17 protein-coding genes and 1 pseudogene are annotated in these 17,547 nt (G+C 70.4%); 7 read left to right on the top strand and 11 right to left on the bottom strand.

Going from position 1 to position 17,547, the window contains the following annotated elements; all coding sequences use genetic code 11:
- Positions 1–2 precede the first annotated feature (2 nt).
- The 5 genes from ACRAS8_RS17745 to ACRAS8_RS17725 all read right to left on the bottom strand — a co-directional run bounded on the left by ACRAS8_RS17745 (position 3) and on the right by ACRAS8_RS17725 (position 3,806).
- Positions 3–482 carry an NUDIX domain-containing protein gene (locus ACRAS8_RS17745; RefSeq protein ID WP_438487012.1) on the bottom strand — a complete coding sequence of 160 codons (480 nt, stop codon included), beginning with the start codon at positions 480–482 and terminating at the stop codon, positions 3–5.
- A 54-nt stretch (positions 483–536) separates the two neighbouring features.
- Positions 537–1,433 carry a LysR family transcriptional regulator gene (locus ACRAS8_RS17740; protein WP_438487011.1) on the bottom strand — a complete coding sequence of 299 codons (897 nt, stop codon included), beginning with the start codon at positions 1,431–1,433 and terminating at the stop codon, positions 537–539.
- 253 nt (positions 1,434–1,686) lie between these two features.
- Positions 1,687–2,862: a cystathionine gamma-lyase gene (locus ACRAS8_RS17735; protein WP_438487010.1), complete on the bottom strand. Its 1,176-nt coding sequence runs from the start codon at positions 2,860–2,862 to the stop codon at positions 1,687–1,689.
- Positions 2,859–3,425 (bottom strand): low molecular weight protein-tyrosine-phosphatase, encoded by a 567-nt coding sequence (locus tag ACRAS8_RS17730; protein ID WP_438487009.1) that lies wholly within the window; start codon positions 3,423–3,425, stop codon positions 2,859–2,861. Before ACRAS8_RS17730 ends, ACRAS8_RS17735 begins: the two co-directional genes overlap by 4 nt.
- Positions 3,426–3,428: 3 nt before the next feature.
- A complete protein-coding gene (locus tag ACRAS8_RS17725) occupies positions 3,429–3,806 on the bottom strand; it encodes a phage holin family protein (protein WP_438487008.1) in 378 nt (125 codons plus the stop codon).
- 48 nt (positions 3,807–3,854) lie between these two features.
- Between ACRAS8_RS17725 and ACRAS8_RS17720 the strand changes: the two genes are divergently transcribed.
- The 4 genes and pseudogenes from ACRAS8_RS17720 to ACRAS8_RS17705 all read left to right on the top strand — a co-directional run bounded on the left by ACRAS8_RS17720 (position 3,855) and on the right by ACRAS8_RS17705 (position 6,121).
- Positions 3,855–4,172, top strand: coding sequence for a cupin domain-containing protein (locus ACRAS8_RS17720; RefSeq protein WP_438487007.1), 318 nt, complete (start codon positions 3,855–3,857; stop codon positions 4,170–4,172).
- A 198-nt stretch (positions 4,173–4,370) separates the two neighbouring features.
- Complete coding sequence (locus ACRAS8_RS17715) at positions 4,371–4,598, top strand: DUF5326 family protein (RefSeq protein ID WP_438487006.1); 228 nt, start codon at positions 4,371–4,373, stop codon at positions 4,596–4,598.
- 337 nt (positions 4,599–4,935) lie between these two features.
- Positions 4,936–5,594 (top strand): annotated as a pseudogene (locus ACRAS8_RS17710) (IclR family transcriptional regulator).
- Positions 5,595–5,698: 104 nt separating this feature from the next.
- The gene (locus ACRAS8_RS17705) at positions 5,699–6,121 is read left to right on the top strand and encodes an SsgA family sporulation/cell division regulator (protein WP_438487005.1); all 423 of its coding nucleotides are present in this window, start codon (positions 5,699–5,701) and stop codon (positions 6,119–6,121) included.
- Between the two features lie 217 nt (positions 6,122–6,338).
- Here the strand turns inward: ACRAS8_RS17705 and ACRAS8_RS17700 are convergent, their stop codons facing one another.
- The gene (locus tag ACRAS8_RS17700; protein WP_438487004.1) at positions 6,339–7,697 is read right to left on the bottom strand and encodes a YibE/F family protein; all 1,359 of its coding nucleotides are present in this window, start codon (positions 7,695–7,697) and stop codon (positions 6,339–6,341) included.
- Positions 7,698–7,926: 229 nt separating this feature from the next.
- Between ACRAS8_RS17700 and thiC the strand changes: the two genes are divergently transcribed.
- A complete protein-coding gene (gene thiC, locus ACRAS8_RS17695) occupies positions 7,927–9,717 on the top strand; it encodes a phosphomethylpyrimidine synthase ThiC (protein ID WP_438487003.1) in 1,791 nt (596 codons plus the stop codon).
- Positions 9,718–9,885: 168 nt separating this feature from the next.
- Here the strand turns inward: thiC and ACRAS8_RS17690 are convergent, their stop codons facing one another.
- The 4 genes from ACRAS8_RS17690 to ACRAS8_RS17675 all read right to left on the bottom strand — a co-directional run bounded on the left by ACRAS8_RS17690 (position 9,886) and on the right by ACRAS8_RS17675 (position 13,839).
- A complete protein-coding gene (locus tag ACRAS8_RS17690; protein ID WP_438487002.1) occupies positions 9,886–10,065 on the bottom strand; it encodes a hypothetical protein in 180 nt (59 codons plus the stop codon).
- Positions 10,066–10,332: 267 nt separating this feature from the next.
- Complete coding sequence (locus tag ACRAS8_RS17685; protein ID WP_438487001.1) at positions 10,333–11,199, bottom strand: hypothetical protein; 867 nt, start codon at positions 11,197–11,199, stop codon at positions 10,333–10,335.
- 209 nt (positions 11,200–11,408) lie between these two features.
- Positions 11,409–12,479, bottom strand: a complete 1,071-nt coding sequence (locus ACRAS8_RS17680) for a metallophosphoesterase (protein ID WP_438487000.1) — start codon at positions 12,477–12,479, stop codon at positions 11,409–11,411.
- Between the two features lie 259 nt (positions 12,480–12,738).
- A complete protein-coding gene (locus ACRAS8_RS17675) occupies positions 12,739–13,839 on the bottom strand; it encodes a LacI family DNA-binding transcriptional regulator (protein WP_438486999.1) in 1,101 nt (366 codons plus the stop codon).
- A gap of 395 nt (positions 13,840–14,234) precedes the next feature.
- Here ACRAS8_RS17675 and hisC point away from each other — a divergent pair, with 395 nt between their 5' ends.
- The gene (gene hisC, locus ACRAS8_RS17670) at positions 14,235–15,314 is read left to right on the top strand and encodes a histidinol-phosphate transaminase (RefSeq protein WP_438486998.1); all 1,080 of its coding nucleotides are present in this window, start codon (positions 14,235–14,237) and stop codon (positions 15,312–15,314) included.
- Positions 15,315–15,411: 97 nt separating this feature from the next.
- On the opposite strand, the gene ACRAS8_RS17665 is transcribed toward hisC, so the two are convergent.
- The gene (locus ACRAS8_RS17665; protein WP_438486997.1) at positions 15,412–15,780 is read right to left on the bottom strand and encodes a cyclophilin-like fold protein; all 369 of its coding nucleotides are present in this window, start codon (positions 15,778–15,780) and stop codon (positions 15,412–15,414) included.
- 258 nt (positions 15,781–16,038) lie between these two features.
- Between ACRAS8_RS17665 and ACRAS8_RS17660 the strand changes: the two genes are divergently transcribed.
- The gene (locus tag ACRAS8_RS17660; RefSeq protein WP_438486996.1) at positions 16,039–17,547 is read left to right on the top strand and encodes a cytochrome ubiquinol oxidase subunit I; all 1,509 of its coding nucleotides are present in this window, start codon (positions 16,039–16,041) and stop codon (positions 17,545–17,547) included.

The raw sequence follows: 17,547 nt of genomic DNA, 5'->3' as shown, positions 1-17,547 counted from the left end.
TTTCAGCCCAGGTCGGGGGCGTGCATCGCGCGCACGCCCTCGATGTTGCCGTCCAGGTAGTGCCGCAGCGACAGCGGGACGACCTCGACCGAGGCGATCCCGACCCGGGTGAACGGCACCCGCACGATCTCGTACTCGCCGCACGGCTCCTCGACCTCGGGGCCGTGCCGGCGGGACGGATCCATCGAGTCCAGCCGGCAGACGAAGAAGTGCTGCACCTTGACGCCGTCCACCCCGCCGTCGGTGAGGTGCTCGACGGTGTCGACGAAGACCGGCACCACATCGGTGATCTTGGCGCCCAGCTCCTCGTCCAACTCGCGGTGGAGGGCCTCGATGACCGTGGCGTCCCCCGGCTCCACGCCGCCGCCCGGAGTGATCCAGTACGGGGCCCGGCCCGGCTTGGTGCGCTTGATCAGGACGAGATCCTCTCCGTCGAGCAGGATCGCGCGGGCGGTGCGTTTGACGACTGGCCGTACGGTCATAGGGGACAGATGCCGCGGTCACGGCCTGATGAAACCCCTGTCCCAGCGCTTACGTCACCAGCCTGCCGCGGTGCGCAGCAGCCACTCATGAGCCCGCGCGATGTGCGGCAGCCCCAGCGTCCCGGTCCGTACGGCCAGGAAGTAGGTGCGCAGCGGGGGCACCGGGGGGTCGAGCAGGGCGACCACCGCACCGCGCTCCAGCGCCTCGGCGCACAGGTAGCGGGGCAGCACCGCCAGTCCCGCGCCTGCCGTGACGCAGGACAGCACCGCCCGCAGGTCGCCGGTGACGACCGTGGCGGAGGCGGTGGGCTTGGCGTCGAAGACGGCGGCCCAGTAGCGGGCGATCAACGGCAGGCTCTCGTGGACCTCGACCAGCGGGACCGGGTCGAGTACCCGGACGCCGCGGTCCCGGAGGGCACCGGAGCCGCCCAGGCGGGCCAGCCAGTGGGGCGCGGCGACCAGTACGTGTTCCTCGTCGCACAGCGGGGTGGCGGTGAGCAGCCCGCCGCGCGGCCGGGTGGTGGTGACGGTCAGGTCGTGGCGGCCGGCGGCCAGGCCGTTCAGCAGCTCGTCGGCGTCACCGAAGGCGGTGCGTATGGACAGGCCCTGGGTGATCAGCGGGCTCAGCGCGGGTAAGGCGCGTTCGGCGGTGAACTCCGGGGGGCCGCCGAGATGGAGCGTGCGGATCGGGGAGTCCTGGTCCAGGCCGGCCTCGGTGATCTCGGTGAGGGCGTCGAGATGGGGCGCGACCTTGTGGGCGAGCTCGTCGCCGAAGGTGGTGGCGGTGACGCCGCGGGCGCAGCGGACGAAGAGGGGGCGGCCCAACCGGCGTTCCAGCGTGCGTATTTGGCTGGTCACCGCGGGCTGGGAGAGCCCGAGCAGGGCCGCGGCCCGGGTGAACGAGCCGGCCCGGTGGACCGTGACGAAGGTACGCAGCAGCGCCAGATCCATCGCGTACCTCCTGCGGCCCCTCGGAAGCCTGGTCGCGGGCCAACTATAAATTTGTCGATAGGGCTGTGTCGCTAGCGTGATTGGACACTGACGCTGAGTCAACTAGCCTTGTTGAAGCGGTTCGTTTCACGTGAAACATCGGTCCGTGAAACGTCCGGACCGGACTCACGGGAACCGCCGGCCGGCAGGGTGACGAGGGGGGATACCCTGCCGGCCGTTTCCGCGGCGCGGAGGTGCCGCACGCGGCCGGGGGTTACGGCTTCGCCGCGTCCAGCGCGCGCAGGACATCGGCGATCAGATCCGCCGGCTCCTCGATGCCGACGGAGAAGCGGATGAAGCCCTCCGGCACGTCGTCGCCGCCCCAGCGGGCGCGCCGTTCGGCCGTGGACCGTACGCCGCCGAAGCTGGTCGCGTCGTCCACCAGCGTCAGCGCGGCCAGGAACCGCTCCGCATACGCCTTGTCCGGGAGGACGAAGGACACCACACAGCCGAAGCGGCCGGGGCGCATCTGCCGGACGGCGAGCGCATGCGACGGGTCCGACGGCAGGCCGGGGTGGCGCAGCCCGGTCACCTCGGGGCGTTCGGCCAGCGCGGCGGCCAGCGCCAGCGCCCCCTCCGCCTGCTGGCGGACGCGCAGCGCCAGGGTGGCCAGCGAACGGTGGGCGAGCCAGCTCTCCATGGGGCCGGGGATCGCGCCGACCGTCTTGCGCCACAGGCGGACGCCGTCGGCCAGCGCCGCGTCCCGGGTGGTGACGTAGCCCAGCAGGACATCGCCGTGGCCGGTCAGCGCCTTGGTGCCGCTGGCGACCGAGAAGTCCGCGCCCAGGTCCAGCGGGCGCTGGCCGAGCGGGGTCGCGAGGGTGTTGTCCACGGCGACCAGCGCACCGCGGGCGTGTGCCGCGTCGGCCAGCCGCCGGATGTCGCAGACGTCGAGGCCAGGATTGGAGGGCGTTTCGAGCCACAGCATCCGGGCGCCGTCGAGGTGGTCGAGCTGGGCGTCACCGGCGGCATCAACAGGGGTGTGCGGAGCACTCGTTGAGGGGCGGTGGTCGGGAGACAGGCGGGCGGTGCGGACCTCGATGCCGTAGCTCTCCAGCCGGGTGCGGACGGCGGGCAGTAGCTGATAGCCGTCGTGCGGCAGCACCACCGCGTCGCCGGCGCGCAGTTGGGAGAAGAGCACGGCGGTGATGGCTGCCATCCCGGAGGCGAAGGCGACGGTGTGCGCGGGCTCGTCCGGCGACTCCAGCTCGCCGATGGCGGCTTCCAGCCGGCTCCAGGTGGGGTTGGTGTCGCGGCCGTAGGTGTACGGGCCGGTGGCCTCGCCAGGGAGGTGGTAGTGGGCGGCGAAGACCGGTCCGGGAAGGGCCGGTTCATGGGCTTCCGGTTCCGGCAGCCCGGCCCGCACCGCACGGGTGCCGTCGCCGGTCATGCGCTCTCCTTGTGGTGGGGGCGGTGCAGGCCCGGCCGAGGCTCGGCGGGGCCGGGCGCGTCGGAGGTGACCTCGGCGCGGACCGCCTCCAGGAGGCCGTCGCAGGCCGCCTCGATCATCTCCAGACACTCCTCGAAGCCGGCGAAGCCGCCGTAGTACGGGTCCGGCACATCGAGCTCGGCGGGGTCCGCGGCCGGTCCGGTGCCGCAGTTGTACGCGCGCAGCAGCCGGACCTTGGCGGCGTCCTCGGGCGTCGGGGCCAGCCGGCGGAGTTCGCGCAGATGGCCCGCGTCGAGCGCGATGACCAGGTCGCGGCGGGCGAACCAGGAGGCGCGGAACCGGCGGGCGGTGTGCGCGGTCGGGTAGCCGCCGGCGCGCAGGACGGCGACGGTGCGGGGGTCGGCTCCGTCGCCCTCGTGCCAGCCGCCGGTGCCGGCGCTGTCGATCTCGACCAGGGCGTCGAGTCCGTCCTCGGTGACCCGGGCGCGGAAGACGGACTCGGCCATCGGCGAGCGGCATATGTTGCCGGTGCAGACGAAGCAGACGCGGTAGCGGGCGGTCACGTGTCAGTCCTTGTCGGGCAGGACCATGTGCATCGCCCACGAGACGATGGAGATGATCACGCCGCCGACCACTGCCGTCCAGAAGCCGTCCACGTGGAAGGCGAGGTCGGCCTTGCCGGCGAGCCAGGAGGTCAGCAGCAGCATCAGCGCGTTCACGACCAGCGTGATCAGGCCGAGGGTGAGCAGGAACAGGGGGAAGGAGAGCACCTTGACCACGGGCTTGACCAGGAAGTTCACCAGCCCGAAGATCAGCGCGACCAGGATCAGGGTGAGCACCTTGCGGCCGGTGTTCTCACCGGTGAGCGTGATGCCGTTCAGGAGCCAGATGGACACGGCCAGGGCCGCGGCATTGGCGAGCGTCTTGACCAGGAAATGCTTCATGGTGAGATCGTCGCAGACGACTGGTGACCGGGGAGAGGTGCGAACGGGATGAAGGCTTTCCGACTGGATGAACTGGAAGCGGAACGGGTCGCGAACGAGGGCGCGTATCTGCAGTTCCTCCGGGAACGCACCATGTCGGTGGGGCTGTACGCGCTGGACGCCGGGAGCGTCGACCCGCAGCAGCCGCACCAGCAGGACGAGGTGTATCTGGTGGTGAGCGGCCGCGGGGCGATCACGGTGGGGACGGAGACGGAGTCGGTGGCCCGCGGCAGCGTGGTCTACGTGCCCGCCGGTGTGCCCCACAAGTTCCACCACATCAGCGAGGACCTCCGGGTCGTGGTGGTGTTCTCTCCGCCTGAGAGCTGAGGCCCGCCCCCGGAACCCGTAAGGGTCGGCTCAGGGGTGAGCCCGGGCTGTCGGGCCCCCGCCGCGGCCTTCGGCGCCCTAGCATCGTTGGTGTACAGGGGGACCGGAGACGCGGCGCGATGGACGCGGTACGCGGACGGTGCCACCGGAGCGGCAGAGACCGACAAGAGCGCGACAGACAGAAAGCAGGGCAGAGCAGTGGCTGGTAAGGGGATACTCGCAGGGCTTCCGTGGTGGGTCGTCTGGGTCGTGGTGCCCGTCATCCTCATCGTCGTCTTCGGCGGACTGATCGCCACCGCGGTCGGCGTCCTGATCAGCCTGCTCTTCAAGGTGCTGATCGCGGCGGCCCTGATCGCCGGTGTCATCTACCTCGTGCGGAGGTTCACCGGTTCCGGCTCCTCGTCCTCGTCGAAGAGCGACTGGTAGGCCGAGCCTCCGACCGACCGGTACTGTCCGATCCGCACCGTCCGAAGACGCCCTGCCCCCGCCCGGGAGCGGGGCGTCCGGCGTTCCGCGCCCTGCCGACACTCCCGTCGCGGGGCATCGAACGGGAATCGGAAAGCGGCCCCCGCGGGGAGTTCCCAAAGGCACCGGTGCTCTCCCGGAGTTCGACTTTCTTCGGCTTCCGTCCGGACCACCGGGGGTTACGGTGCCGGCGCAGGCGTCTTCCGGATGTTGACGTTCCGGAAACCACGGGTGATCGGGCCGGGCGTCGGGCGGGACGTTCTGGGGGCGCGCGGTCGCGGGAGCGCCCGCCAAGCAACTGGCCCGGGAGACCCGGTTGCCGCTTCCCACCACCTACCACCTGCTGCGGACGCTGACCCGCGAGGGCTATCTGCGCCGGGAGAGCGGCGTCTTCGTGATCAGCGAAGGGGCCGAGTCGGTCGGCCGGGCCGGGGCCCGGTGGCGGCAGCGCCGTCAGCCGGCCGACGTACTCGCCGTGGCGGGCCGCGAACCGGGCGCGGCCGTCTACGTCGCCGTCTACCGCGAGGGCGAGGTGGAGGTGGTCGCGACGACCGACGACCCGGCCCGGCCGCCGGTCGAGGAGTGGGCCGACTTCCGCTCCACCGCCCATGCCCACGCCATAGGTCAGTGCCTCCTGGCGCAGCTCGACGAGGCCACCCGCAAGGAACATCCCGCCCGGTATCCCGTGCAGGCGATGACGCCTTTCTCGGTGCCTTCCGAGGGAATCTGCTCCATCGGCTGGCTACGGTGCGTCGCGGACAGGTCGCCTACGACCGGCAGGAATATGCCCTTGGCACGATCTGCGCGGCGATCCCCATCCGGGTCGGGTCGGCCGTGGCCACGCTGGCGGTGTCCCTGCCTGCTGAGGAAGTGCATCGATTGCAGGCAGTTACGGCTCGACTACGGAAAATGGCGGAGGCGGTACTAACGACACTCGCCTTCTCTATCAGTATCTGAAAACTCACTCCTTGTGATCTGCCTGCCTGTGACCGACGATGGCGTCAACAGGGCTTCCGGGGATGATTCCCGGCCATCTCCGATCAAGTGCGGGGCAGTGGTTGATGAACGACACGGTTCAGGCAGAAGTGATCATGAGCTTCCTCGTCTCGGAGGAACTCGCCTTCCGGATTCCGGTGGAGCTGGATTTCGACAGCGCCGACCCCTACGCCGTCCGGCTCACCTTCGACCTTCCCGGCGATGCGCCCGTGACCTGGGTGTTCGGCCGTGAGTTGCTGCTGGACGGGCTGAGCAAGCCGGCCGGCGAGGGTGACGTCCGGGTCGAGCCGACCTCCCCCGACCACCTCAGCGATGTCCACATCAGCCTCCAGGTCGGTGCCGAGCGGGCCCTGTTCCGCGCCAGTGCGCCGCCGCTGATCGCCTTCCTGGACCGCACCGACCGGATCGTTCCGCTCGGCAAGGAGGAGGTCTGCGACACCCTGGAGGCCGCGCTGGACCGGATCCTGACGGAGGCCCCGGCCGGCTGACCCTACCGGTCACTGGCCACCCGTCACCGGCCGACGGCTGACGGCCGATCGCTGACGGCCGAGTTCCCCCCCGCCCGCCCCGCCCGCGCCGTCCGGCAGCCGCCGGGCGCCCCTGCCCTGTCGCCCCAACACCCGCTGCACACCAGCCAGTTCACCCACCCCCCGGACCACCCGCCCCACCCGGTCAGCCGTTCCCTCGTGCTGCCCGCCCGTGTGCTCAGCGCTTACGGCGGTGCCCGTGCGCCGCGCGCCGGCCCCCTCGTCCACTGGCGGCGGGCACCCGCCCCGCCTCACCCGGTACCGGGCGGTCCGCCGCGACCACCAGGGCAGCCAGCAGCGTGGTCACCGGCACCGAGGCGACCAGCCCGATGCTGCCCACGAGGGTGCGGACGATCTCCTCCGCGACCACCTCGCTGCCGGCCACCGTGGCGACGCTGCTCTGCGCGATGGAGAACAGCAGAAGCAGCGGCAGCGCGGCGCCCGCGTAGGCCATGACGAGGGTGTTCACCACGGACGCGATGTGGTCCCGCCCGATGCGCATCGCCGCGCCGTACAGCTTGCGCCAACCCGCCGTCGGATCGGCTTCCTTCAGCTCCCAGACCGCTGCCGTCTGGGTCACCGTCACATCGTCGAGCACCCCCAGTGAGCCGATGATGATCCCCGCTAGCAGCAGACCGCGGATCTCGATGTCCGGGTACAGCCCGTGCACCAGACCGGTGGTGTCGTCCGTGTTGCCGGTGAGCAGTGCCCAGTCGGTGAACACCGAGCCCAGCAGCCCGATGAGCAGCAGCGAGGCGAGGGTGCCGAGCACCGCCACGGACGTACGGGCCGTCAGCCCGTGGCACATGTAGAGCGCGATCAGCATGATCGCGCTGCCGCCGACCACCGCGACCAGTAGCGGATCGGAGCCGTGGAGGATAGCCGGGAGGATGAACAGCGTCAGCACCCCGAAGCTGGCCACCAGCGCCACCAGGGCCAGCACCCCGCGCAGCCGCCCGACGATCACCACCGCAAAGGCGAAGATCGCGGCCAGTACCCACATCGGCACGGTGCGGTCGACGTCCGTGACCGCGTACTGCAGATCCTTGGGCGCCTTGGGGGCGTAGGAGACGACCACGCTCTGCCCGGTCGTGTACTGCCGCAGGGAGTCCGGCGTCACCACCGTCCGGAAGGTGCGGCCGGTGTTCTTCCCGGTGGTGACCTCGACCGTCGCCTGCTGGCAGGGCTTGCCCCGGGCCGCTCCCCCGGCCGGCGGCCCGCCTCCGGGCCCGGTGGGCTGCGGCTGCTGCTCGGCATGCACCGCCGCGCAGTCCACCTCCTCGACCTTGACGATCCGGGCCTGCTCCGTGGGCTGGTCGAAGCCCACACCGGACGGCTTGTGCGGTGGCGCGCCACCGGGCCACAGCACGATCAGACCGACCGCCACCGCGGCCGCGAACGGGATCAGGACGGCGGCGATGACCTTGCGCAGATGCCGGGAGACGGGCGCGGCCGGCCCATGGCTGTGCGCGTGCGCGTGCGTGTGCGCATGCGAGTGCGCGGGGGCGTCGGGAGGCGGGGCGTCGGGAGGGCTCACCGCCCGATCATCGCAAGAAGCGCAGAAGCGGTGGGCCCCCTGTTCACACCTCGGCCCCGGCCGCTACCGTGGTGCCACCTTTGCAATCGCGGGAGCTCGGAGCACCGGGCTGAGAGGGCGCTGACCTCCGTCCCGGCGGTGTTTCACGTGAAACATCGCACGACGGAAGCCGCTGCGTCGACCGCCGAACCTGTTACCGGGTAATGCCGGCGTAGGGAGTTGAGTCTTTATGACTCTGCAGGATGCACGCACGCCTGAAAACGGCTCGGCCGACGGCGAAAAGCCGCAGATCGGCTGGCACAAGGGCTATGTCTCCGGATCGCGCCCGGACCTCCGGGTCCCGGTCCGGCGGGTGCACCTCACCAACGGCAAGGACGTGACGCTCTACGACACGTCCGGGCCGTACACCGACCCTCAGATCGAAACCGACGTCCGCCGCGGTCTGGCGCCGCTGCGGGAGAACTGGATCATCGCCCGGGGCGACACCGAGGAGTACGCGGGCCGCCCGATGCGTCCCGAGGACGACGGGATCAAGCACACCTCACCGCGCGGTGGCCTCCGGAACCTCGACGCCGTCTTCCCCGGCCGTCCGCGTCAGCCGCGCCGCGGCCGGGGCGGCGCCGCGGTCACCCAGCTCGCCTACGCCCAGCGCGGCGAGATCACCGCGGAGATGGAGTACGTCGCCGTCCGCGAGAACGTCTCCCCGGAGTTCGTGCGGGACGAGATCGCGGCCGGCCGCGCGGTGCTGCCGGCCAACATCAACCACCCGGAGATCGAGCCGATGATCATCGGCAAGAACTTCCTGGTGAAGGTGAACGCCAACATCGGTAATTCCGCGGTCACTTCCTCGATCGAGGAGGAGGTGGAGAAGATGACCTGGGCGACCCGCTGGGGTGCCGACACGGTCATGGACCTCTCCACCGGCCGCAACATCCACACCACCCGCGAGTGGGTGCTGCGCAACTCCCCCGTCCCGATCGGCACCGTCCCCCTCTACCAGGCGCTGGAGAAGGTCGACGGCAGGGCCGAGGAGTTGACCTGGGAGATCTACAAGGACACCGTCATCGAGCAGGCCGAACAGGGCGTCGACTACATGACGGTGCACGCCGGTGTGCTGCTCCGGTACGTCCCGCTCACCGCCAACCGCAAGACCGGCATCGTCTCCCGCGGCGGTTCGATCATGGCGGCCTGGTGCCTGGCGCACCATCAGGAGTCGTTCCTCTACACCAACTTCGAGGAGCTCTGCGAGATCCTCGCCTCCTACGACGTCACCTTCTCGCTCGGCGACGGTCTGCGTCCCGGCTCCATCGCGGACGCCAACGACGAGGCGCAGTTCGCCGAGTTGCGGACCCTGGGCGAGCTGAACACCATCGCCAAGCGGCACGGCGTGCAGACCATGATCGAGGGCCCGGGCCATGTCCCGATGCACAAGATCAAGGAGAACATCGACCTCCAGCAGGAGATCTGCGAGGAGGCCCCGTTCTACACGCTCGGCCCGCTCACCACGGATATCGCCCCCGCCTACGACCACATCACCTCCGGCATCGGCGCCGCGATGATCGCCTGGTGGGGCACCGCGATGCTCTGCTACGTCACGCCCAAGGAGCACCTGGGCCTCCCGGACCGCGACGACGTCAAGACCGGCGTCATCACGTACAAGATCGCGGCCCATGCGGCGGACCTCGCCAAGGGGCACCCGGGCGCCCAGGAATGGGACGACGCGCTCTCCGACGCCCGCTTCGAGTTCCGCTGGGAGGACCAGTTCAACCTGGCCCTCGACCCGGACACCGCCCGCGCCTTCCACGACGAGACGCTGCCCGCGGAGCCGGCCAAGACGGCCCACTTCTGCTCGATGTGCGGGCCGAAGTTCTGCTCGATGAAGATCAGTCGAAGCATCACGGAGCAGTTCGGCGGTGCGGAGGGCGCGACCCCCGAGGAGGTCCGTGCCGGCATGCTGGAGAAGTCCAAGGAGTTCGCGGCCGCGGGGAACAGGGTCTACCTGCCGCTTGCCGACTCCTGACGCCGGGCGAGGCCGAACAAGCGCCGCCCGGGGCATGCGCTTCCCGGGCGGTGCTTGTCGTGTGCGTCGTAGACGACCACCGTGACGTGGCTCAACTACGCATCACGGCGGATGACGTGAGAAGGATCTAGGGCATGACCATCGGACACGCCCTGAGACGGCACGGCTTCAGACCACCCCGAGGCGGAAGACATCGCCGACGAGGGGGAGGGGCGGGAGGCGGTCGGGGAGCTGGAGGGAGGGGACGCCGGGGGTATCCGCCCGGGCGGGGGTGGCGGGGACGATGAATCCGAGAGTGAGCAGCGCGCCGGCTGCTGCGATGGTCGCGATATGGCACAGACGCGTCACGGGTGTACCTCTCCATAGCGGAACGTGTCGCCAACTGGCGTCACTCGGTCACGGGAGCCATGAGTGGAGAGAGGTTCCCTGATCATCGGATTAACTAATCGGTCGTCGGGTGTGGTCACCCTTATGCCTCAGGGCCCTCAGCGGCCTTGCTTGTGCGGGCACCGCCGGAGCCCGGGAACGCGCGGTCGGTGCGCCTCCGGGCTCCGGGTGCCGGCCTGCCGGGCGGCGAGTCCGCCCCGCGGCTCCCCCTGCTCCGGCCGGTCTCCCCTACTCCGGTTGGTCCTCCGAGCCCCCGTAGTCCGGGCTGGAGTAGCGCGGACGGTAGGGGGAGGTGCCGGCGTCGGGGCTGGAGAACCGCGGGCGGGTGTAGCCGAGGGTGGGGGTACGGCGCTCGGGCGCCGGGACGGGGCGGGGGACGTAGCGCACCGGATCGTCCGCGGGGTCGGCCGACGGGTCGGCCAGCGCCTCCCGGAGGAAGGGCAGCAGCCCGCGGTCCAGGAGCGCCTGCCGCCAGGCTTCGCGGGCGCTGGCCAGCTCGGCGGCCCGCTCCTCGGCCGCGGTGTCCCGGGAGACGCCGTTGCGCAGCGCGGTGACGACCACGCAGCCCATCCCGACCAGCGCGCCCGCGGCGGCCAGCGCCGCGAAGACCCAGCCGACGCTGACCAGCGGCCGGGAGACGGCTGGATCCGGGTCGACGGCGCGCAGCACATAGCCGATGACGAGGAAGAGGATGGCCGCGATCCCGGCGAGCACCGGGATGAGGACGGTGGCCATCGCGGCAAGCCCGAAGCCGGCCGCGCCGGCGTCCGGGTCGCAGTCCGCGGTGGCCGGTCCGAGCCGCTCGTCAGAGGTCTGGTCCGCTGACGGACCGCCCCCGCCGGTGCCCGTCCCGGTGGGCGCCGGGGCGCGCAGGGCGGTGCGCAGCTGTATGTAGCGCTGGTATTCGGCCGTCGCGCAGGCGGCGATCGCGCTGGTCGCGCTGAGCGCCATGGTGCGCAACTGCTCGGTGCTGAGCCGGTTTTCGGTGCCGGCGGTGCGGTCGTCCGGTTCGTGGGCGGCGGTACGCAGCGCCTCATCGAGGAGGCGCGCGAAGTCCGCGCGGTCCTCGTTGAGCAGGTGCGGAGCGCTGTTCATGTGGATCCCCCGATGCTCCGTAGGGCCGTACGGGCCGGCCAGAGCCGGGCGCCGGGCGGAAACGGAGGAGAGCCTGCTACGGATAGACCGATGGTAGAGCGCCTCCGGCGCGGGGTGACAGAGAGTTTGCGGAATTTGCGAGATGCCGCGACCGGATTCCGTCCTGTCAGATCACCCGACCGGGCGGATCCCGGACGCCCGTCGAAGTGTCACCCCACCAGGGGGAGTTGGCAGACCAGCAGCTTTCCGGCCATCGTGATACCGCCGTCCATCGCGATCGCCAGGCCGTCCGCGTAGACGTGCGGACCGTCCACCGCGATCCCCTCCCCTTCGCCGTCCTCCGCGCCGACCTCGCCCAGCAGATACGGGATCGGGCTGTGGCCGTGTACGACGCGGTGGCCGCCGTAGGCGTCGAGCAGTTCGCGGACCGCCTGTGCGCCGGCGGCCTCGTCGCGGAAGGCGAACCGCTTGGTGAACTTCCGGAAGAGGTCCCAGACTTCGTCGGCGTCGCTGCGCGTCAGCACCTCGTGGACGGTGTCGTTGACCGCCTCGATGGAGTCCCCGTATTCGAGGTAGGCGGTGGTGTCGGAGTGCACGAGCAGATGCCCGTCCTCCTCCATCACGGCGTCCAGGCGGGCCATCCACTGGAGGTGGTGGTCCTGCAGCCGGTCCATGTCGGTCTTCTGTCCGCCGTTGAGGAGCCAGGCCGCCTGGAAGGAGGCGGTGCCCGCGCCGGACTGTACGGGGGTGTCGCCGAACCGCTTGGCACCCAGGAGCAGCAGCTCGTGGTTGCCCATCAGGGCCTTGCAGTAGCCGCCGGCCGCCGCGGCCTCGGCGGAGAGCTGCATGACCAGGTCGATGACGCCGATGCCGTCCGGGCCGCGGTCGGTGAAGTCGCCGAGGAACCAGAGCCGGGCGTTGCCCGCCGCCCAGGTGCCGTCGGCGTCGATCAGCCCCTCGGCCTCCAGCGCGGCGCGTAGTTCGTCGTAGTAGCCGTGGACGTCGCCGACGACGTACAGCGGGCCCAGGCCGTCGGGGGCGGGGCCCGGTTCCGGGACCGGCACCACGGACGGGTGGTCGACGAGGGTGTCCGTACGGCCGATGACCGGCAGGTCGCGGGCGGTCGGGGTGTACTCCTCCGGCAACTGCAACGGGGGTGCGGCCGGGGGCACCACCGGGGGCGCGGCCGGCGCGTCGAGCGGCTGCCCGGCCGGCGGGCCGGAGGGCGCTCCGGGCGGCGGAACGGACGCCGGAGGTTGTGTCGCCATGGTCCACACCATGGGTCCCTGACTGGCCCCCTGAGTCATCGACCCCTCCACCGTTGCGCCGCCGTGCACCTGTCGGACCCTTGCCTGGTCGACGGCGGTCCGCGGTGTCGTGCGCCCATCATAGGAACGCCGCTCTCGGGTTGTGACGCACCCGGGGGTGATCAATCACGCGAAGCTCGGCGTTCACGATGGTTTCCTCCCGGGATCGCCCTGTTTTTTCCACGGCGGAGCAGGCGCCCGGAGCGTGCCGGTACGCCCCGCCCGCCGCGCCCTAGTCGCCGGCCGGGCCACGCGGCGGGCTGACCGTCGTCCGCGGGGAGCGGCGCTGGGAGGAGGTGCGCACGATCAGGTCGGTCGGTATGACCTGCTCGACGGGGCAGCTGCCGTCGAGGCCCTCGATCGCGTCGATCAGGATCTGCACCACGGCGGTGCCGATCCGCCGGGGCTTGAGCGAGAGCGTGGTGATCGGCGGGTCGGTGGTGGCGTAGACGGTGGACTCGCTGCAGCAGACCAGCAGCAGGTCGTCCGGCACGCGCAGGCCGTAGCGCCGGGCCGCGGCGAGCAGATCGGTGCCGTTGGGGTCGAAGAGGCCGTAGACCGCGTCGGGCCGGTCCGGGCGGGCCAGCAGCCGGTCCGCGGCCACCGCGCCGGCGCGCGGGTCGTAGGCGGGATAGGACTCGTAGACCGGGGTCTGGCCCACCCGCTCGCACCAGTTGAGGTATGCGGTGGTCGACAGCCGGGTGTAGGTGTCGGTGGTGGTGCCGGTGAGCAGTCCGATGCGGCGGGCACCGGCCTCGGCGAGGTGGTCGAGCAGCCCGAGGACGGCCGCTTCGTGGTCGTTGTCGACCCAGCCGGTGACGGGCAGGGAGCCGCCGGGGCGGCCGTCGGAGACGACGGGGATGCCGTGCCGGACGAGTTCGGTGACGACGGGATCGCCGTCGGCCGGGTCGACGACGACGGTGCCGTCGAGGGCGACGTTGGACCAGACGTCGTGGCGGGAGGTCGCGGGCAGGATGACCAGCGCGTATCCGCGGGCGAGCGCGGCGGAGGTGGCGGCTCTGGCCATCTCGGCGAAGTACGCGAACTCGGTGAAGGTGAAAGGTTCATCCCCGTAGGTGGTCACGGTCAGACCGATGAGGCCCGACTTGCCGGTACGGAGTGTGCGGGCGGCGGCGGACGGGCGGTAGCCCAGCCGGTCGGCCACCTCGCGGACGTGGCTACGGGTGGCATCCGGAAGCCGGCCCTTGCCGTTGAGCGCGTCGGAGACGGTCGTGATCGATACACCGGCTGCGGCGGCCACGTCCCGGATACCCGCGCGTCCCAGTCGGCGACCGGTCGACCGGCCCACCTGGTGCTTCCCTGCTGCTGTCATGGCGAGCCGATAGTAGGGCTCGGTACGGCCATTCGCGGGGGAGCGACGACGGGCGCAAGAAGACACGTTTCTGCATGGTGACTGGCCCTCAATTACCTTGAAATGCAAGGAACTTGCTCGCTTTGTTGTTCGTCCTGCGGGAGGGATGAATGCCCCGCCTGGCGGTCCGCCCAGGTCTCGAAGAGGTCTCAAGTCACCTTGACGAGGGATGCGCGCCACGGAGCGAGCCACCGGCGCATGGTGCGTCGGACAGCGCGCCCCCGGGATGCGCGCCCGGCGCCCGCGACGGCGGATGCCGCGCACAGGCCGTCCTCTCCGGGCCTGCCGCTGGGCGGGGCAATCCTCATAAGGTGTGCAGTATTGGAGTCGAGAGGGATGGTTGAGGAGGACCTGCGGTGAGCGAGAAGACCCCGAGGCTGCGTGCTGCGCTGGACGGCATCCCCACCTACAAGCCGGGACGGCCGGCGGCGGCCGGCGGCGCGGTCGCCTACAAGCTGTCCTCCAACGAGAACCCCTACCCGCCGCTGCCGGGCGTCCTGGAGAGCGCGGTGGCGGCCGCCGGATCGTTCAACCGCTACCCCGACATGGCGTGTACGGGACTGATGGCGGAGCTTGCCGACCGGTTCTCGGTACCGGTGGAGCACCTGGCGACCGGCACCGGGTCGGTCGGGGTGGCCCAGCAGCTGGTCCAGTCGACGGCCGGCCCCGGGGACGAAGTGATCTACGCCTGGCGGTCGTTCGAGGCGTACCCGATCATCACCCAGGTATCCGGGGCGGCGTCCGTACCGGTGCCGCTCACCTCCGGTGAGGTGCACGATCTTGAGGCGATGCTGGCGGCGATCACCGACCGGACCCGGCTGATCTTCGTCTGCAACCCCAACAACCCCACCGGCACCGTGGTGCGCCGTGCGGAGCTGGAGTCCTTCCTGGACCGGGTGCCGGATGATGTGCTGGTGGTGCTGGACGAGGCGTACCGCGAGTTCATCCGCGACGCGGACGTGCCGGACGGGATCGAGCTGTACCGCGACCGTCCCAACGTGTGCGTGCTGCGCACCTTCTCCAAGGCGTACGGCCTGGCCGGGCTGCGGGTCGGCTTCGCGGTGGCGCACCCGGAGGTGGCCGCCGCGCTGCGCAAGACGGCGGTGCCGTTCGGCGTGAGCCAGCTCGCGCAGGAGGCCGCGGTGGCGTCGCTGCGCAGCGAGCCGGCGCTGCTGGAACGGGTCGACGCGCTGGTCGCCGAGCGGACGCGGGTGTACGACGCGCTGGTGGCGCAGGGCTGGACCGTTCCGGCGTCGGAGGCGAACTTCGTCTGGCTGCGGCTGGGGGACCGGACCACCGAGTTCGCCGAGGCGTGCGAGCGGGCCGGGGTGGTCGTGCGGCCGTTCGCGGGTGAGGGGGTGCGGGTGACGATCGGGGAGAAGCCTGCGATGGACCTGTTCCTGCAGGCCGCGGAGGAGTTCCGCAAGGCGCTGTAGCCGGTTTCGGTCCGCCGAGGGGTGTGGCGCCTCCGGGTGGTGGTGTTGCTCTGAGGCCGCGGGTTCCGACGGATCCGCGGCCTCGCCGTTCGCGGCCTCAGGCCGGCTGCACGCGGAGGGCGTCGCCGGCGCGGACGGTGGCCAGGGCCCGCGGGTCGCCGTCGATACGGCCCAGCACGTTGCAGGGGGACGCGAGCCGGGACTCGGCGCCGCGGGATATCAGGGTGGGGCCGTAGGGGAGGGCGAGGGCGTTGCCCTCGGTCCAGAAGGCGACCGTGCCCGGTTCGACGACCTGGCGGGCGCCGGCCTCCAGGGCGGGGGTGAGTCCGGTGTCGAAGTAGACCTCCTCGCCCCAGTTGTGGGCGGTGGCCTGGAGCGGCAGGGCGGCGAGGAGTGCGGTGGCGGTCGGGGTGTCGTCCAGTGTGGCGGTGAGGTGCCCGGCGGGCCAGGAGATGCGGATCTTCATGGCTCGCATTCAACAATATGTTGAAGTTGCCGGGAAGAGTGCGCGCATAACCTCGAAATAAAGAGTGCACGGGCCATGAATTCGAGCGTGACGGCTGTCACGTACCCCCCTTTCTCCCGGCTCGGGGCCATGGGAGATAATGCTTGTGAATGTGAACGCGTTCACAAGCTCGCGTCCCGGTATGGGCTGCTTTATGCCGCACAAAAGGGACATGTAGCCGCCGTGAACGGCGACGCAAGGACGTAAGGAGGCCGCGACGTGGAGCTGGCGTTGGCGCCGGAGACTATGGCGCGATGGCAATTCGGCATCACGACCGTCTACCACTTCCTGTTCGTTCCCCTGACGATCTCCCTGGCCGCTCTGGTGGCCGGTCTGGAGACCGCATGGGTGCGTACGGGTAAGCACAGGTATCTCAAGGCCACCAAGTTCTGGGGCAAACTGTTCCTGATCAATATCGCGATGGGTGTCGTCACCGGCATCGTCCAGGAATTCCAGTTCGGTATGAACTGGTCGGACTACTCGCGGTTCGTCGGGGACATCTTCGGTGCGCCGCTCGCCTTCGAGGCCCTGATCGCGTTCTTCTTCGAGTCGACCTTCATCGGGCTGTGGATCTTCGGCTGGGACAAGCTGCCGAAGAAGCTCCACTGCTTCTGCATGTGGATGGTCTCGATCGGCACCGTGCTCTCCACGTACTTCATCCTCGCGGCCAACTCCTGGATGCAGCACCCGGTCGGCTACAAGCTCAACCACGCCACCGGGCGGGCCGAACTCACCGACTTCTGGAAGGTGCTGACCCAGGACACCACCCTGGTCGTCGTCTTCCACACCCTGACCGCGGCCTTCCTGACCGGTGCCGCGTTCATGGTCGGCGTCTCCGCGTACCACCTGATGCGCAGGAAGCACATCAAGGTCATGCGGACGTCGCTGCGGCTCGGGCTGGTCACGCTGGTCGTCGCGGGGCTGCTCACCGCGGTCAGCGGCGACTCGCTCGGCAAGGTCATGTTCAAGCAGCAGCCGATGAAGATGGCCTCGGCCGAGGCGCTGTGGGACAAGGCCGCGCCGGCGCCGTTCTCGGTCTTCTCGTACGGCGATGTCGCCAAGGGACACAACAAGGTCGCCATCGAGATACCGGGTCTGCTCTCCTTCCTCGCGCACAACGACTTCTCCTCGCCGGTCCCCGGCATCAACGACGTCAACAAGTCCGAGCAGCAGAAGTTCGGGCCCGGCGACTACCGGCCGAACATCCCGGTCACCTACTGGGGCTTCCGCTGGATGATCGGCTTCGGGATGACGTCGTTCGTCATCGGTCTGGCCGGACTGTGGCTCACTCGCAAGAAGTTCTGGCTGGCGCCCCGGCTGCGGACCGGTGACGACGAGGCGCCGCACCTGGCGCTCACCAAGGACAGGGCGCTGGGCGAGCGGCTGAGCACGTGGTACTGGCGGCTGGCCTTCGTCACCCTCGGCTTCCCGCTGATCGCCAACTCGTGGGGCTGGATCTTCACCGAGATGGGCCGCCAGCCCTGGGTCGTCTACGGCGTGCTGCGCACCCGTGACGCGGTCTCGCCGGGGGTCTCGCAGGGCGAGGTGATCACATCGCTGGTGGTCTTCACCACGCTCTACGCGATCCTCGCCGTGATCGAGGTGCGGCTGCTGGCCAAGTACATCAAGGCCGGACCCCAGGAACTCTCCGACTCCGACCTCAATCCACCCACCAAGATCGGTGGCGACTCCACCGACGCCGACCGGCCGATGGCCTTCTCGTACTAG

It is taken from the genome of Streptomyces sp. S186, assembly GCF_051603415.1.
Classification (GTDB): domain Bacteria; phylum Actinomycetota; class Actinomycetes; order Streptomycetales; family Streptomycetaceae; genus Streptomyces.
The sequence above is the reverse complement of the archived record's forward strand: the minus strand, read 5'-3'. Positions and strand labels throughout refer to the sequence as shown.

Excerpts from the sequence above, each read along its gene's own strand:
- ACRAS8_RS17720 (WP_438487007.1), top strand. The coding sequence starts at position 3,855 with ATGAAGGCTTTCCGACTGGATGAACTGGAAGCGGAACGGGTCGCGAAC.
- ACRAS8_RS17665 (WP_438486997.1), bottom strand. The coding sequence starts at position 15,780 with ATGAAGATCCGCATCTCCTGGCCCGCCGGGCACCTCACCGCCACACTG.
- ACRAS8_RS17705 (WP_438487005.1), top strand. The coding sequence starts at position 5,699 with ATGAACGACACGGTTCAGGCAGAAGTGATCATGAGCTTCCTCGTCTCG.
- ACRAS8_RS17740 (WP_438487011.1), bottom strand. The coding sequence starts at position 1,433 with ATGGATCTGGCGCTGCTGCGTACCTTCGTCACGGTCCACCGGGCCGGC.
- ACRAS8_RS17735 (WP_438487010.1), bottom strand. The coding sequence starts at position 2,862 with ATGACCGGCGACGGCACCCGTGCGGTGCGGGCCGGGCTGCCGGAACCG.
- ACRAS8_RS17725 (WP_438487008.1), bottom strand. The coding sequence starts at position 3,806 with ATGAAGCATTTCCTGGTCAAGACGCTCGCCAATGCCGCGGCCCTGGCC.
- ACRAS8_RS17675 (WP_438486999.1), bottom strand. The coding sequence starts at position 13,839 with ATGACAGCAGCAGGGAAGCACCAGGTGGGCCGGTCGACCGGTCGCCGA.
- ACRAS8_RS17685 (WP_438487001.1), bottom strand. The coding sequence starts at position 11,199 with ATGAACAGCGCTCCGCACCTGCTCAACGAGGACCGCGCGGACTTCGCG.
- ACRAS8_RS17680 (WP_438487000.1), bottom strand. The coding sequence starts at position 12,479 with ATGGTGTGGACCATGGCGACACAACCTCCGGCGTCCGTTCCGCCGCCC.
- thiC (WP_438487003.1), top strand. The coding sequence starts at position 7,927 with ATGACTCTGCAGGATGCACGCACGCCTGAAAACGGCTCGGCCGACGGC.
- ACRAS8_RS17745 (WP_438487012.1), bottom strand. The coding sequence starts at position 482 with ATGACCGTACGGCCAGTCGTCAAACGCACCGCCCGCGCGATCCTGCTC.